This is a genomic window from Streptomyces sp. NPDC059452 (genome assembly GCF_042750035.1).
Taxonomy (GTDB): Bacteria; Actinomycetota; Actinomycetes; order Streptomycetales; family Streptomycetaceae; genus Streptomyces.
In genome coordinates, this window is the sequence record NZ_JBHYVE010000019.1 from 65,132 (window position 1) to 79,411 (window position 14,280).

Below are 14,280 nucleotides of genomic sequence, written 5' to 3' on the forward strand. Positions count from 1 at the left end.
GATGGAGCCGGTTCACTTAGGGGGCCGGATACGGACGCGTTGCGGCCCCACCGTGTCACCGTGGGGGTCGGTCCGAGACCCCGGCCTCAGTTGGAACTGGAGAGGGACTTCCATGCGCGACGCTTACCACGAGGAACTCGACTCGATCGGAGAAGGCCTGGTCGAGATGGCCCGGCTGGTCGGATCGGCGATCGGTCGGGCCACCACGTCCATGCTCGACGCCGACCTGAAGCTCGCGGAGAGCGTGATCGCCGGTGACCAGAAGGTCGACGAGCTCCAGCACGACCTGGAGGCGCGCGCGATCGCCCTCCTCGCCCGTCAGCAGCCGGTGGCGACCGATCTGCGGATCGTGGTGACCTCGCTGCGGATGAGCGCCGACCTGGAGCGCTCCGGCGACCTCGCCCAGCACGTGGCGAAGCTGGCCCGGCTGCGCTTCCCGCAGTCGGCGGTCCCGCACGACCTGCACGCCACGATCCTGGAGATGGGCCAGCTCGCCCAGCGGCTGATGGCCAAGGCCGCCGAGGTCATCATCACCAAGGACGTCGACCTCGCGCTCCAGCTGGAGCAGGACGACGACGAGATGGACCTGCTGCACCGCACGCTCTTCCAGCACCTGATGGACGACCGCTGGAAGCACGGCATCGAGACGGCCGTCGACGTGACGCTGCTGGGCCGCTACTACGAGCGTTTCGCGGACCACGCGGTGTCGGTGGCGAAGCGCGTCGTCTACTTGGTGACGGGTGAGCACGCGGACGAGATCCAGGCGGCGACGCCGGTGGAGGGCTCGTAACCGTTACGGGGCCATGCAGGACACCTCGTAACCGGTACGGGGTCACTCCGGGGCACCCCGTACGCTCCCGGCGCACACCAGTCGCACATGCGTTCCTGCACGTGTGCGCCGTTGATGCGCCGGGTGGGCTGGGCATGCAATGGGGCGGGGACGGCGCCATGGCCGTACGCGGTAGGTGCGCGCCATGTCGTCACGTCCCCGGCGGCGGCGCACCGGCGTCCGCCGCCCAGCCGTACGCCCTGAGGAGGGACCATGGCCGATTCCCCCATGACCGAACCCCAGCAGGAGACCCCGACCGCAGTGGTGCACCTGACCGTGCTCGGCGCCTGCGGATGCGGCTCGGGCTGCGGGTGCGGCTGCCAGTCCGGGGCCCCGTGCCAGTGCGGCGGCTGCTCGGGCTGACCGGCGCCGCGCATCTCGTACAGCGTTCGCGGACGGCGCCCGCCCGGGTTCGGTTCTCCGGGCGGGCGCCGTCGTCTTCTTTTAAGGCGGGTTCTTTTAAGGCGGGCGGGCGCCGTCGTCTTCTCTTGAGGCGAGCGGGCGCAGTCGCCTTCTTTTAAGGCGGGCGAGCGCCGTCGTCTTCGTCTTCGCCTTCGTCCTCGTCGCTCCTACGGGGCCGGGGGTCAGCCCGCGCGCTTCACGGCGGCCGAAGGGTCGGGCTCGGCCTGGTCCGGCCGGGCCTGGGCGGGTACGGGAGCGGGCTCGATGACGGGCCCCTCCCCGACAGGGACCGGCTCCTCCCCGACGGGCTCCTCGCGCGGCAGGTTGCGCATCAGCAGCCAGTAGCCGAAGCCCGCCACCGTACCGATCACCGCGCAGGCGCCCCAGAGCCAGGCGGCGCCGTAGTGGTCGATCACGAAGCCGGACATCAGGGGCGCGACGAGGGCCGCCACCGACCAGGACATCGTGTACATGCCCTGGTAGCGGCCCCGGCCCTGAGCCGGTGACAGCTGCACGACCAGCCCCGTCTGGGTGGGCGCGTTCACGATCTCGGCGAGGGTCCAGACGCAGACCGTCAGGGCGTACACGGCGACGGACCCGGCGAAGGCGGTCAGCCCGAAGCCGTACCCGGCGAGCAGCGAGGAGATGATCAGCAGCCGGCGCGGGTCGCGGTGCTGGATGAAGCGGGTGACGGGGATCTGGAGGGCCACGATCAGCACACCGTTGACGGCGATGGCGGTCCCGAAGTCGGAGCTGGAGAGCCCGTCCGCCCCCATCGCCACCGGCAGCCCCACGTACCCCTGTTGGAAGATCAGCGCCACCAGGAACGACAGCCCCACGACCCCCATGAAGCGCCCGTCGCGCAGGACGGTGGTGATCCGCACGTCGTCCTTGGCCCGCTTGCCGCCGGCGGTCTTCACCGGGGCGGCCTGCGCGGGCCGCGACTCCGGCACCTTGAGGAAGACGACGACGGCGCACGCGAGCACCATCAGGGCTTCGCCCAGGAAGCCGGCGAGGTAGCTGTACTCGGCGATGAACCCGGCCGCGGCGGCGGAGACGGCGAACCCGAGGTTGATGGCCCAGTAGTTCAGCGAGAAGGCCCGGATACGGTCCTTGGGGTGCACGATGTCGGCCATCATCGCCTGGACGGCAGGGCGTGAGGCATTGCTCGCCATGCCGACGAGGAACGCGACGGCGGCGATGGCGACCGGGTGCTCCATGAACCCGAGCACCGCCACGGACACGGCCATCGACAGCTGTGCGATCAGCATGGTGGGCCGCCGCCCGAGCCGGTCCGTCATCACTCCGGCGCCGAGCGAGGAGATGACCCCGCCGAGCCCGTGGAGGGCGGCGACGAGACCGGCGTACGAGGCCGAGTAGCCCTGGTCCAGGGTCAGGTACAGCGCCATGAACGTGGCGACGAAGCCGCCGAGCCGGTTGACCAGCGTGCTCAGCCAGAGCCACCAGAACTCTCTGGGCAGCCCGGAGACGGTCTCCCGGACGGCAGTTCTGAGACCGGCGACGGACATGCGGCTTCCCCCCACGGGACGTACGGCAAGATCGCCTCGGGTAAGGCTCCCGACGACCATCCGAACGTTACGAACCCCGACGCCTCACCCGCCACCGGATTGACGCCCGCCGTCAATCGTCGGGCGCGCCCGACACCGCTGCGGGGCCCTGTCCGGTACGCGGGCGGGCGCGCGGGGGCAGCGCGGGTTCGATTACGCTCGGACTCATGGCCGACGCACCGTACAAGCTGATCCTCCTCCGCCACGGCGAGAGCGAATGGAACGCGAAGAACCTGTTCACCGGTTGGGTGGACGTCAACCTCACCGAAAAGGGCGAGAAGGAAGCAGTCCGCGGCGGTGAGCTGCTCAAGGACGCCGGTCTGCTCCCGGACGTCCTGCACACCTCCCTCCAGCGCCGCGCGATCCGCACCGCGCAGCTGGCCCTGGAGTCCGCGGAGCGCCTCTGGATCCCGGTCCGCCGCTCCTGGCGCCTGAACGAGCGCCACTACGGCGCCCTCCAGGGCAAGGACAAGGCGCAGACGCTGGCGGAGTTCGGCGAGGAGCAGTTCATGCTCTGGCGCCGCTCGTACGACACCCCGCCGCCGCCGCTGGCCCGCGACGACGAGTACAGCCAGTTCGACGACCCGCGCTACGCGGACCTCCCGCCGGAGCTGCGCCCGGACACGGAGTGCCTGAAGGACGTCGTCGTCCGGATGCTCCCGCACTGGTTCGACAGCATCGTCCCGGACCTCCTCACCGGCCGCACGGTCCTGGTCGCCGCCCACGGCAACAGCCTGCGCGGTCTGGTGAAGCACCTGGACGGCATCTCGGACGAGGACATCTCGGGCCTCAACATCCCGACCGGCATCCCGCTCTCCTACGAGCTCGACGCCGACTTCAAGCCGCTGAAGCCGGGCGGCACGTACCTCGACCCGGACGCGGCCAAGGCCGCCATCGAGGCCGTGAAGAACCAGGGCAAGAAGAAGTAACCGCCCACGGAGACGCCCCCTACCTGCGGTTTCGCGAGCAGGAGGGGGCTCTTCTGTGTGCCTTGGGGCGGCGGCCGTGGAGACGACGGACACCGTCGTACCCGCCGCCCTGTGCGGAATTGTCTACGACATTCCCGTCCATCGATGGCGGAGACGATGATCCCCTCGGGAGGGACGCGCATGGCGGATGATCTCCGGTTCGGCTGGGAGCTGAGCGGCTCGGGATGGGCCACGTACCGGATCGCCGACGGTACTTCGGAGCACGAGGACTCCGTCAGCTACTGCACGGATGCCCTCGCCGACCTGCTCCATGCCATGGCCGGTCTCTACGCGGACTCACCTGCCCAACGTGTCTCGTTCGATCTCGAACCCGCCGAGCTGAGATGGCGCCTCCGGCGCCGGGGAACAGACGTGGCCATCGCCGTCCACCGGTTCCCGGACATGTCGACGAGCTGGGACCTGCCCGACGAGGCGGGCACCCTTTCCTGGAGCTCCACACAGCCTCGCGGCGTGCTGAGTCACGCGGTACTGGAAGCCGCCGGGACGGTGTTGCGGATTCACGGCGAGGCCGGATACCGGGAGAAGTGGGTGCTGCACCCGTTCCCTGTCGCTGCCCTGCAAGACCTTCGACGGCTGCACCAGCGCGGCGACGACTGCCGACGGGGGCAGTGCGGGACAGCCGATATCCACGGCTGAGATCGACGACGGTGGATGACAGCGGTCCGGCCCAGCCACGGATCAGGTGATGCCCACCGGGAGGGAGGGAGGGAGGGAGGGTGGGAGGGAGGGTGGGTGGGTGGGTGGGTGCGTGGTCGGCTCTGGCAGGTCATCCGCTGGCCATCGACAAAGCCCGGCCGTCGGTTGGGTCCCGGACGATTTCTCCGGGCCGCCCCCGGACAGGCCGGGGATGCAACCATTCCTTTCAGAGCTGGAACCCCCGGAAGCCGACCACGCGCTTGAGACTCTAGAGGCCGGCACTGACAACGGCCCTGTACGCGATCGGCCGTTGAGCGGTGGGGCAGCCGACGCCGCTCATGTCCAGCACCTCTTCCCGGGCCGGAGCGCGGGTCCCGTAGGGTTCCGGCATGGTGACTGCGACGGTTCGTGAGTGGGACGACGAGGAAGGGTGGGGTGTGCTCGACTCCGCCGAGACTCCCGGGGGTTGCTTCGGCCACTACTCCGACATCCAGTCGAGCGGCTTCCGTACGTTGGCTGCCGGGCAGCGCGTCGACCTCACCTGGGAGGCCCCGGGCTTCCGGCAGGACGGGTACGACTACCGCGCCGTGAGCATCGTGCCTCGGACCGCGTGACCTTCATGGCCTCCATGAACTCCGCGAGCTCAGCGAACTCCGCGACCGAGCGCGCCCGGCATCTGGTCGAGCAGGCCCGGGCCGTGCTGGCCGGTCACAGGATCGTGGCGGAGTTCGAGATCGACGAACTGCGGGACTGCTGCCTGATCCATGTCGGGCTCGCCGACCGTCCCGGGTTCCAGGTCCAGGTGAGCCAGGCGGTCGACGGTTGGATCGGTATTCTCGACCCCCACCAGGAGGACATCCCCGAGGCCGAGTGGCCGCGCTTCGTTCTCGCCCGTGCCTCGTCCGTTGCCTGATGGAACAACGGGACCGGGAACACCGGGACGGGGGCAAGGAGATGGGGAACAAGGGGAGCGGATCATATGGCTGGGGGGATAAGTCGTGGCCAAGTGGCAGATGTTCAGTGAGAAGCCCACGGCCTTCGACTGGCTCGTCATCATCGCCGGTTCCTGGACGGCGGCGAGCTCCGTATCCCCGCTCTGGGTCCGGGTGCTGGCCGGAGCGACCGCAGCCCACTTCGCGGTGAACATGCTCGTCCACCGGATCAGGCGGCGGCGTCTGCGCGCCACCGGGACCGTAGGCGTCGACGCCTGACACACCGCCGGGAGCGGCGTCCGACACCGCCGCCTGACACCCGGCCCGGCTCGGCTCCCGGCCCGCCACCGACGTCAGCTCTCCCTGTTCCCGCCCTTGCCCTCCATGGCGAGCAAGTACTTCCACCGCCGCCGGGCCAGCAGGACCTTGACCGGATGGCCGATCAGGACCAGGACGCCGAAGCCCACCACGATGACGCCCCGGACGACGAGCGAGGCGTGGACGGATTCGCCGCGGTTCGTGAGCATCACGCCGACCGCGATCGTCAGCCCGCCCCCGGCACAGAGCAGAAAGCCCGCCACGGGGAAGAAGACGCGGAAGCTCGCCCCTCGCCACCCCTGTTCCACCTTCGCCCGGATCCTCGGCCCGTCCAGGGGTATCGGGCCCGGAATGCCCCGTCGCCGCAGCTCCCGGTAGCGCTTCATCGCCTCGGCCTCCGGAGCGGTGAGCTCACCGCTCCGCCGTCGTCTCCCCATCCGCTCCGCCCCCGGCCCCGTTTCCCCTTCGCCCGATCGGCACCCCGCACCCGCCCCGTCACCGTAATACCGCACCCGCCCCCGGACCGAGCCGGCCGTCGTACGGTCCGAACACATTTCGGTCGTACACCGGTCCTGCGGTCGGAGGCCGAACCGGGGGTCCCACGCACTACGGTGGCCCCGAGCCCCCCAGCCAGGGCGACGCACACCAAGGGGCAAGGGCAAGGAGATCGGGGAGAGCGATCATGGGCGAGTCTCTGAAGACCTTCGTCGGCGGTACCGAGGTCGAGGTGCCCAACAGCATCCCGGACATCCGGGCCGCGCTGCCCGAGGAGAGACGCGAGGAGTTCGACCTCGCCATCAACGAGGCCGGGGTCCACGAGATCCAGGCCGTCATGCGGCACTGGATGCTGGAGGCCGTCCCCGATCCGGAGGCCGAACAGATCCTGGACCGGCTGGCGCAGGACGAGGCCGAGAGGCGGAGCGTCGCTTGAGCTTCCGCATCTCCTACGCGCCGCCCGCCGACGACACCCTGGCCAAGATGCGTGACGGCCAGGCCTTCCGGGACGAGATGGCCCGCACCCTGGGCAGGGAGCCGTACGGGCACGCCTCATCCGCCGTCAAGCGCGAGCGGGACCGGCGCGAGGCGACCGTCTCCGGGGCCATCGTCCTCTACTACGTCTCCCGGTCCGTGCTGACCGTCACCGTCGTCCGGCTCGTCCCCCTGCCCTGACGGCCGCCGCCCTGCCCTCCGCCCTGGCACCGGAGCGGCCGTCAGAGCGGAGGGCAGGGGATGTGCGGCCGGGCCGGTCAGCCGAGCTTCTTCGCCTGCGCCGCCACAACCTCCGTCGGCAGGGCGAACTTCGCGCCGCCGTCCGCGCCCGCCGTCAGGTTGAAGGCGAAGAACGTCGCCACGGTGCTCCCCTTACGGAGCGCCATCAGCTTGTACGCGATCTTCTCCTTGCCGTCCTCCTGGACGAGCGTCCAGGCCGCCGCCTCGTCGCCGCCAGTGATCTTCTCCTCGGTGATCGAGACGAACTTCTGCTCGTCGCCCGCGACCGTGGCGGTGAAGCCACCCGCGCACTCCGCCGCGGCCTTCTTCACCGCGGCGTACGCGTCCGGGCCCGCCGTCCCGTCGTACGCGTTCAGCGCGACGAAGGTGGACGTCAGGTCGAAGGCGGCCTTCATGGCGTCCTCGACCGCGCCTTCCGTCATGTCCTCGATCGACTTCTCGGCGCCCTTCACCGGATCGGCGACCACCTTGCGCTTGGTGGTGGCCTTCGAACCGTCCGCCGCCACGCCGGACATGGCGTGGACGACCGGCAGGCAGGCCTCCTTGTCGGCCTTCAGACCGGCCCCCGGAACCTCGTCGTCCGGGCCCGCCTTGGTGACCTTGTGGCCCTTGACGTCACCCTGCTCCAGGGAGACGGCCTCCAGTTCGGCGGCGCCGAGCGCCTTGGCCTGCTCCTTCGGGGCCGAGCTGCTGGAGTCCGCCGCGTTGCCGGTCTTGCCGTTCTTCCCGGCCTCGGCGTCGGTGTCGGCGTCGGACGAGCCGCCACAGGCGGTGGCCAGCAGGGTCAGGGAGACCGCGCAGGCGGCGAGGGCGGTACGGCGTACGACAGTGGCGCGCATGGTTCATCTCTCCGTGTCGGGAAGCAACGCGCCGCTTCCCGTACGGCAGTTGATGCCCGTCCTGGGAGGGACCGTCGCAGTGACCTTCACCCTACGATCGAACCCCTGAGCGATTCACGCCCTGCGACCCCCACGGCACGATCGTGATTCTGATGTGATCATCCTGTGAATGCACTGTGGGGCCAGACCGGGCCGGACCAGGCCGGGCCGGGCCGGGCCGGGCCGGACCAGCCCGAGCCGAGCCGGGCTGGACTGGGCCGGGCTGGACTGGGCCGAGCTGGGCAGCGCGTACCGGCTCTCCAGCGCCCTCAGTCGCCGGACGCGCGCTCGATCAGGTGCGTGAACGCGTCGAGGTTGCGCGTGGACTCACCACGCGACACCCGCCACGCGTACTCCTTGCGGATCGAGCTGGCGAAGCCCAGTTCGAGGAGGGTGTTGAACGAGTCGTCGGCCGCTTCCAGGACCGTGCCGAGCAGCCGGTCCAGCTCCTCCGGAGTGACCACGGAGAGCGGCAGCTTGCCGGCCAGGTAGACGTCTCCGAGCGAGTCGATCGCGTAACTCACTCCGAAGAGGCGGAGGTTGCGCTCCAGGAGCCAGCGGTGCACCTCGGCGTCGTTCTCGTCCGGGTGGCGGACGACGAAGGCGTTGAGGGAGAGGGAGTGCCTGCCGACGATCAGCGAACAGGTCGTCGACAGCTTGCGGGTGCCCGGCAGCGTGACGACGTAGTTGCCGCGCGCGGGGCTCTCCCATGCGAGCCCGGCATCGTTCAGCGTCGCCTCGATGACCTGGGCCGCTGCTGTCTCATCGGGTACGTCAGCCATGCAGCGAGCGTACGGCAGCCCGAAGCGGCGGGCAGGAGGGGATCAGCCGTGGTGCGTACGCGCCCGGCGGCGGTGGTCGGCCAGGGCCGCCGTGTACACGTCGGCCGTTCCCGAGGCCGCCGTGTCCCAGCCGAAGGACTGCGCGTGCGCCGCGGCCGCCGCCCCCATGCGCTCGACCAGCTCCGGCGCGTCCGCGAACCGCTCCAGTGCGCGGGCGTACGCCTCCGGGTCGTGGCCGGGTATGAGAAAGCCGCTGACCTCGTCCCGTACCGCCACCGGCAGCCCGCCCACCGCCGCCGCGACCACCGGCGTACCGGCCGCCTGGGCCTCGATGGCGACCAGGCCGAAGGACTCGCTGTACGAGGGCATGACCAGCACCGACGCGGCCCGGAACCAGTCCGCCAGCCGGTCCTGGCCCACCGGCGGATGGAACCGTACGACGTCGGCGATACCCAGGCGCGCGGCCAGCTTCTGGAGCCCCTCGGGCTTGGCCAGACCGCTGCCGCTGGGCCCGCCGACCACCGGCACCACGATCCGGGAGCGCAGGGACGGGTCCCGGTCCAGGAGTACGGCGACCGCGCGCAGCAGCACGTCCGGGGCCTTCAGCGGCTGGATGCGGCCCGCGAAGAGTGGGATCAGCGCGTCCTGCGGCAGGCCGAGCCGGGCCCGGGCGGCGGCGCGGCCGTCGGCAGGGCGGAAGCGTTCCAGGTTGACGCCCGGGTGCACGACGGCGACGGCGGAGGGGTCGGCGTCGTAGAAGCGGACCAGCTCGTCGGCCTCCTCGGCAGTGTTGGCGATCAGCCGGTCGGAGGCGTTCACGATCTGGGTCTCGCCGATGACGCGGGCGGCCGGCTCGGGGGTGTCGCCCTCGGCGAGCGCGGCGTTCTTGACCTTGGCCATGGTGTGCATCGCGTGCACGAGCGGGACGCCCCAGCGCTGGGCGGCGAGCCAGCCGACCTGGCCGGAGAGCCAGTAGTGGGAGTGCACGAGGTCGTAGTAGCCGGGGCGCTGACCGGCCCAGGCCTGCATCACCCCGTGCGTGAAGGCGCAGAGCTGGGCGGGCAGGTCCTCCTTGGCCAGCCCCTCGTACGGCCCGGCGTCGACGTGCCGGACCAGCACGCCGGGGGCCAGCTCGACCTCGGGGGGCAGTGAGCCGGTGGTGGCCCGGGTGAAGATCTCGACCTCGATATTGATCGCGGCGAGGCGCTTGGCCAGCTCGACGATGTAGACGTTCATCCCGCCCGCGTCGCCCGTGCCGGGCTGGTGCAGCGGGGAGGTGTGCACGGAGAGCATCGCTATGCGGCGCGGCTTGCGGGAGGTTCCGGGGAAGCCGCCGGGGAACCTGATGCGGGGGCCGGTCCGGGTGGAGCCGAGCCGGGAGACGTACTGGCTCACGTCGTCGGTACTCCTCACTCAGGCTCACTCAGGGCATGCCACGAAGGGGCGCGGGGCCCTCCGAAGGGCGAGAACAGCGGAATCCCGCCTTTCATTTCCTCTTTGCCAAATCATTACGGACGCGGGAGGGGCGACCACACGGAAGCGGGAGGGGCAACCACCCGGACGCGGGAGGGGCGACCACCCCGCCCCGGGCCCCTCTCGCGTCCGTGGACACCTGCTCCGTACCGCCCGAGGGCACCCGCGTAAGGCCCAAAGGCCCATGGGCACCCGCGTACCCGCCCCTCCCCCGTCGCATACGCTCACCGCATGCGCCAGCGCCCCATCGGCACCGCCACCCGCGGGACCACCAACCCGAACCGGCTGCGCCGCATGGACCGCTGGATCGCCGCCACCCACGGCCCCGCCCTGCGCCGCGCCGACACCCCTCTGGCCGTCGATCTCGGGTACGGAGCCGCCCCCTGGACCGCCGTCGAGCTGCTGGCCCGGCTGCGTACCGCCGAGCCGCGCACCGCCGTGGCGGGCATCGAGATCGACCCGGAGCGGGTCGCGGCGGCGAAGCCGTACGAGCGGGACGGCCTCACCTTCGTGCACGGCGGCTTCGAGATCCCGCTGGAGGTGCGGCCCACGCTCATCCGGGCGGCGAACGTGCTGCGCCAGTACGACGAGGACCAGGTCGCCGAGGTCTGGGCCCGGCTCTGCTCCCGGCTCGACCCCGGCGGGCTCCTGGTGGAGGGGACCTGCGACGAGATCGGGCGCCGGCACGTGTGGGTGGCGCTGGGGCCCGAGGGGCCGCGCACGGTGACCTTCGCGACCCGGCTCGGTTCGCTGGAGCGCCCCTCCGATCTCGCGGAGCGCCTGCCGAAGGCGCTGATCCACCGCAACGTCCCGGGCGAGCCGGTCCACGCGTTCCTGCGCGACTTCGACCGGGCCTGGGCGGCCGCCTCCCCGTACGCCTCGCTCGGCGCCCGGCAGCGCTGGATCGCGGCGGTGCGGGCGGTGGCGGGCGACTGGCCGGTGGCGGACGGCGTACGGCGGTGGCGGCAGGGCGAGGTCACCGTCGGGTGGGATGCCCTGCGGCCCAACGGCCGCTGAACAATCCCCCGGCAGCCTCCTGCGCGGACATCTCCCCGTTCGGGCGAAAGTATGCTCTTCGGGGGAACGTCGCAGGTGCGTCGTTCGTCCTGGGGGTGGGGAGAGGGCGTCAAGTGGCCCGGCGGGTCCGTCATGTGACGCGTCAGGTGCCGCACGCCCCTGTTGCTTTACGGGACGACGTGGCACGATCGCGACGTCGCTCGCATGTTACTGACGGTAAGTCAGTCGTACGCTATCTGGTGCTTTACCCCGGAGACCGGCCCGGGGCTTCAGCCCGGAGGGGGAGCTCGTGAACCGACGCCGCTGTGCCGCTGCCGCCATCACGGTGGTCTGTGCGCTGGGCCTGCTGACCGTCCCGGTCCAGGCGATGGCCGCGCCGATCCCGGACGTGCCGACGCCCCCTCCCGGCGCTTCCGTCACGGTGCCCTCCGCTCCGCTCCCTCCCGCCTCTCCGCTCTCCCCCTCCACGTCCCCCTCCGCCTCGGACCAGGAGCTGGAGAAGGTCCGCGAGCAGATCGAGACGCTCTACCGGAAGGCCGGAGCGGCGACCGACGCGTACAACCTCGCCCAGGAGCAGACCAAGAAGCAGTCCGGCGAGATCGTGAAGCTGGCCAAGGCGATCGTCGACGGCCAGGCCCGCATCGCCGAGCTGAAGGACCAGGCGGGGGCCCAGGCGCGCGAGCAGTACCGCAACGGCGGCCTGCCGCCCGGCGCGCAGCTGGTCCTCAGCGACGATCCGAAGCTCTTCCTGGACGGCATCAACAAGGTCCGGCAGAGCCAGCAGGCGAACCAGACGGTCCTGGCCGAGCTGAGCCGGACCCAGGAGGACCTGGAGACGTACACCCAGGACGCGAGCACCAACTGGCACAAGCTCGAAACCAACCGGGTCAAGCAGGCCAAGGCCAAGAAGAAGATCAACGCGCAGATAGCCGCGGCGAAGAAGCTGGAATCGCGGCTGGAGAAGAAGGAGCGCGCCCGGCTCCGCCAGCTGGAACGGGAGGCCGCGAGCAGGGCCCACACCGCCTGGCTCGCCACCCGGCCCGTCCAGACCATCGAGAACGCCGGCAGCGGGGCGACCTCGGCGGGCAAGGCCGCCGTGGCCTTCGCGACGGCGCAGATCGGCAAGCCGTACGTCTGGGGGGCCACCGGCCCCGGCTCGTACGACTGCTCGGGACTGACGTCGAAGGCCTGGGCGGCGGCGGGGCGCCCGATACCCCGCACCTCGCAGGAACAGTGGCGGCTGCTGCCGCGCATCGACATCCAGGACATGCGCCCCGGCGACCTGATCATCTACCACGCCGACGCCAGCCACGTCGGGATGTACGTCGGCGACGGCACGATGGTCCACTCCCCGCGCCCCGGCCGCAACGTCACCCTGGCAGGCGCGGGCTCGATGAAGATCCTGGGCGTGGTCCGGCCGGACAAGTAGGAACGGGGACGCGCGCACGGGATTGGGTGCGCGTGCCGGTGCAGGCGCGGGTACGGGATGCGGCGCGGGTAACGGGATTGGGCGCACGTACGGGTGCAGGCGCGGGTACGTGAGCGGCGCCACCTCGCGCGTACGGGTACGGGAGCGCCGCCACGTCACACGTACGGGTACGTGAGCGGCGCCACCTCGCACGTGCGTGCGCGGGTGATGTTTGTCATGGGCTCTCCGCCGCCCCCACGGCGCCCCATCCCGCCGGATCCGTGCCGGGACGCGGCTTATGACGGCGCATATGACAGGGGCCGGTCCCTCTGTGCCATTCCGTTCCCCGGCCGGGGAACGCTATCGTCCCCGACTGGCAGGGCGTCGTTCGTCGTCCCGCCGCGCCCTCGGGGGGAGGGAAGGAAACCCGAACCGATGCCCGCACCCGCGCCCGTACCCGTACCTCCGCAGCGTGACGTTCCCGCTGCGGAGACCAGCCATGGCGGCGGCGACCTCACCGTCCTGGTGATCGAGGACGACCCGGCGGGCAGCATCACCGGCCCCGAGCTCTCGGCGGCGGCCGGAACCCGGGTCCGTATCCGTACCGCCCGCAACCTCACCGAGGCCGGGCGGCTGCTCACCGACGACGTCGACTGCATCCTGCTGGACCTCGCGCTGCCCGTGCCGACGACCGGCACCGCCTTCGCGTCCGGCGACGGGGACCACCGGCCGGAACCCACCCCGCACCGCGCCGAGGAACTGGCCGTCCTCACCCACGTACTCCGAATCGCCCCGCTCCACGCGGTCCTCGTGCTCACCGCGCAGGACGACACGGAGCTGGCGGCCGAGGCGGTACGGGTCGGGGCGCAGGACTACCTCTTCCGGGGCGAGCTGGACGCTCGGGTGCTGAGCCGCGCGATCCGGTACGCCGTCGAGCGGAAGCGCGCCGACATCGCCCAGCACCAGCTGACGGAGTCCGGGCTGCGCGCCCAGGAGAACGCCCGGCTGGAACGCGGCCTCCTGCCCACCCCGCTCCTGGAGGGCTCCGACCTGAGCTTCGCGGCCCGCTACCGGCCGGGCCGCAGCCGCGCCCTCCTCGGCGGCGACTTCTACGACACCGTCCGCACCCCGGACGGCACGGTCCACGCGATGATCGGCGACGTCTGCGGGCACGGCCCGGACGAGGCGGCGCTCGGGGTCGAGCTGCGGATCGCCTGGCGGGCGCTGACGCTGGCCGGGCTCTGCGGCGACCAGTTGCTCTCCACGCTCCAGCAGGTGCTGGAGCACGAACGGCAGAGCGAGGAGATCTTCGCGACGCTCTGCACGGTCGACATCGCCCCCGACGGGCGCAGCGCGGGCCTCTGCCTGGCCGGGCACCCCGCACCCCTGCTCGCCCGCCACGGCCGACCGGCGCTGCTGCTCCCGTACGAGGACGGCGGCCCGGCGCTCGGACTGCTGCCGCGCGCCCGGTGGCCGCGCCGTCAGGTCGAGCTGGGCGGGGCGTGGAGCCTGATGATGTACACGGACGGGCTGATCGAGGGCCGGGTGGAGGCGGGCAGCAGTCAGCGGCTCGGCCAGGACGGCATGGTCGCGATGGTCAACAGCCGGCTGGAGCAGGGGCTGGCAGGCGAGGAGCTGCTGGAGACCGCGGTCGCCGAGGTGCGGGAGCGACACGGCGGCGAGCTGACGGACGACGTGGCGGTGCTGCTGCTGGGCCGCGACCCGGAGCGGATACGGCGACGGGGCCGGAGCGCGTCATGCCCCGCCCCGACCCCGTATCAACCGCTACTGCCGTGAGCGCTCAGCGCCCGCCGTCGT

At 71.4% G+C, this 14,280-nt stretch carries 17 protein-coding genes; 12 read left to right on the forward strand and 5 right to left on the reverse strand.

Going from position 1 to position 14,280, the window contains the following annotated elements:
• The first annotated feature begins 112 nt into the window (after positions 1–112).
• Together phoU and ACFW9Z_RS24005 are read left to right on the forward strand one after the other, a co-directional pair.
• A complete protein-coding gene (gene phoU, locus ACFW9Z_RS24000) occupies positions 113–790 on the forward strand; it encodes a phosphate signaling complex protein PhoU (protein ID WP_384644252.1) in 678 nt (225 codons plus the stop codon).
• A gap of 252 nt (positions 791–1,042) precedes the next feature.
• Positions 1,043–1,192: a hypothetical protein gene (locus ACFW9Z_RS24005; RefSeq protein WP_384644254.1), complete on the forward strand. Its 150-nt coding sequence runs from the start codon at positions 1,043–1,045 to the stop codon at positions 1,190–1,192.
• Between the two features lie 221 nt (positions 1,193–1,413).
• On the opposite strand, the gene ACFW9Z_RS24010 is transcribed toward ACFW9Z_RS24005, so the two are convergent.
• Positions 1,414–2,760 (reverse strand): MDR family MFS transporter, encoded by a 1,347-nt coding sequence (locus tag ACFW9Z_RS24010; protein WP_384644256.1) that lies wholly within the window; start codon positions 2,758–2,760, stop codon positions 1,414–1,416.
• Positions 2,761–2,966: 206 nt separating this feature from the next.
• On the opposite strand from ACFW9Z_RS24010, the gene ACFW9Z_RS24015 reads away from it, so the two are divergent.
• From ACFW9Z_RS24015 to ACFW9Z_RS24035, 5 genes are all read left to right on the forward strand, one after another.
• The gene (locus ACFW9Z_RS24015; protein WP_384644258.1) at positions 2,967–3,728 is read left to right on the forward strand and encodes a phosphoglyceromutase; all 762 of its coding nucleotides are present in this window, start codon (positions 2,967–2,969) and stop codon (positions 3,726–3,728) included.
• Positions 3,729–3,908: 180 nt separating this feature from the next.
• The gene (locus tag ACFW9Z_RS24020; RefSeq protein WP_384644260.1) at positions 3,909–4,424 is read left to right on the forward strand and encodes a hypothetical protein; all 516 of its coding nucleotides are present in this window, start codon (positions 3,909–3,911) and stop codon (positions 4,422–4,424) included.
• Between the two features lie 389 nt (positions 4,425–4,813).
• Positions 4,814–5,038, forward strand: a complete 225-nt coding sequence (locus ACFW9Z_RS24025; RefSeq protein ID WP_384644262.1) for a cold-shock protein — start codon at positions 4,814–4,816, stop codon at positions 5,036–5,038.
• Between the two features lie 14 nt (positions 5,039–5,052).
• Positions 5,053–5,337, forward strand: a complete 285-nt coding sequence (locus ACFW9Z_RS24030) for a hypothetical protein (protein WP_384644264.1) — start codon at positions 5,053–5,055, stop codon at positions 5,335–5,337.
• An 85-nt stretch (positions 5,338–5,422) separates the two neighbouring features.
• Complete coding sequence (locus tag ACFW9Z_RS24035) at positions 5,423–5,635, forward strand: hypothetical protein (protein ID WP_384644266.1); 213 nt, start codon at positions 5,423–5,425, stop codon at positions 5,633–5,635.
• Between the two features lie 74 nt (positions 5,636–5,709).
• On the opposite strand, the gene ACFW9Z_RS24040 is transcribed toward ACFW9Z_RS24035, so the two are convergent.
• Entirely contained in the window at positions 5,710–6,111 is a 402-nt protein-coding gene (locus tag ACFW9Z_RS24040; RefSeq protein WP_384644268.1) for a hypothetical protein, read from the reverse strand.
• Positions 6,112–6,356: 245 nt separating this feature from the next.
• Here ACFW9Z_RS24040 and ACFW9Z_RS24045 point away from each other — a divergent pair, with 245 nt between their 5' ends.
• Together ACFW9Z_RS24045 and ACFW9Z_RS24050 are read left to right on the forward strand one after the other, a co-directional pair.
• Complete coding sequence (locus tag ACFW9Z_RS24045; protein WP_084748079.1) at positions 6,357–6,605, forward strand: hypothetical protein; 249 nt, start codon at positions 6,357–6,359, stop codon at positions 6,603–6,605.
• A complete protein-coding gene (locus ACFW9Z_RS24050; protein WP_384644270.1) occupies positions 6,602–6,844 on the forward strand; it encodes a hypothetical protein in 243 nt (80 codons plus the stop codon). Before ACFW9Z_RS24045 ends, ACFW9Z_RS24050 begins: the two co-directional genes overlap by 4 nt.
• A 77-nt stretch (positions 6,845–6,921) precedes the next feature.
• Here the strand turns inward: ACFW9Z_RS24050 and ACFW9Z_RS24055 are convergent, their stop codons facing one another.
• The 3 genes from ACFW9Z_RS24055 to mshA all read right to left on the reverse strand — a co-directional run bounded on the left by ACFW9Z_RS24055 (position 6,922) and on the right by mshA (position 9,959).
• Entirely contained in the window at positions 6,922–7,743 is an 822-nt protein-coding gene (locus tag ACFW9Z_RS24055; RefSeq protein ID WP_384644272.1) for a hypothetical protein, read from the reverse strand.
• Positions 7,744–8,051: 308 nt separating this feature from the next.
• Entirely contained in the window at positions 8,052–8,564 is a 513-nt protein-coding gene (locus ACFW9Z_RS24060) for a YbjN domain-containing protein (RefSeq protein WP_384644274.1), read from the reverse strand.
• Positions 8,565–8,606: 42 nt separating this feature from the next.
• Complete coding sequence (gene mshA, locus ACFW9Z_RS24065; protein ID WP_384644276.1) at positions 8,607–9,959, reverse strand: D-inositol-3-phosphate glycosyltransferase; 1,353 nt, start codon at positions 9,957–9,959, stop codon at positions 8,607–8,609.
• A gap of 309 nt (positions 9,960–10,268) precedes the next feature.
• Between mshA and ACFW9Z_RS24070 the strand changes: the two genes are divergently transcribed.
• From ACFW9Z_RS24070 to ACFW9Z_RS24080, 3 genes are all read left to right on the forward strand, one after another.
• Positions 10,269–11,054 (forward strand): class I SAM-dependent methyltransferase, encoded by a 786-nt coding sequence (locus tag ACFW9Z_RS24070; RefSeq protein WP_384644278.1) that lies wholly within the window; start codon positions 10,269–10,271, stop codon positions 11,052–11,054.
• Positions 11,055–11,343: 289 nt separating this feature from the next.
• Entirely contained in the window at positions 11,344–12,483 is a 1,140-nt protein-coding gene (locus ACFW9Z_RS24075; protein ID WP_384644280.1) for an NlpC/P60 family protein, read from the forward strand.
• Positions 12,484–12,699: 216 nt separating this feature from the next.
• Positions 12,700–14,259, forward strand: coding sequence for a PP2C family protein-serine/threonine phosphatase (locus tag ACFW9Z_RS24080; protein ID WP_384644282.1), 1,560 nt, complete (start codon positions 12,700–12,702; stop codon positions 14,257–14,259).
• The last annotated feature ends 21 nt before the right edge of the window (positions 14,260–14,280 follow it).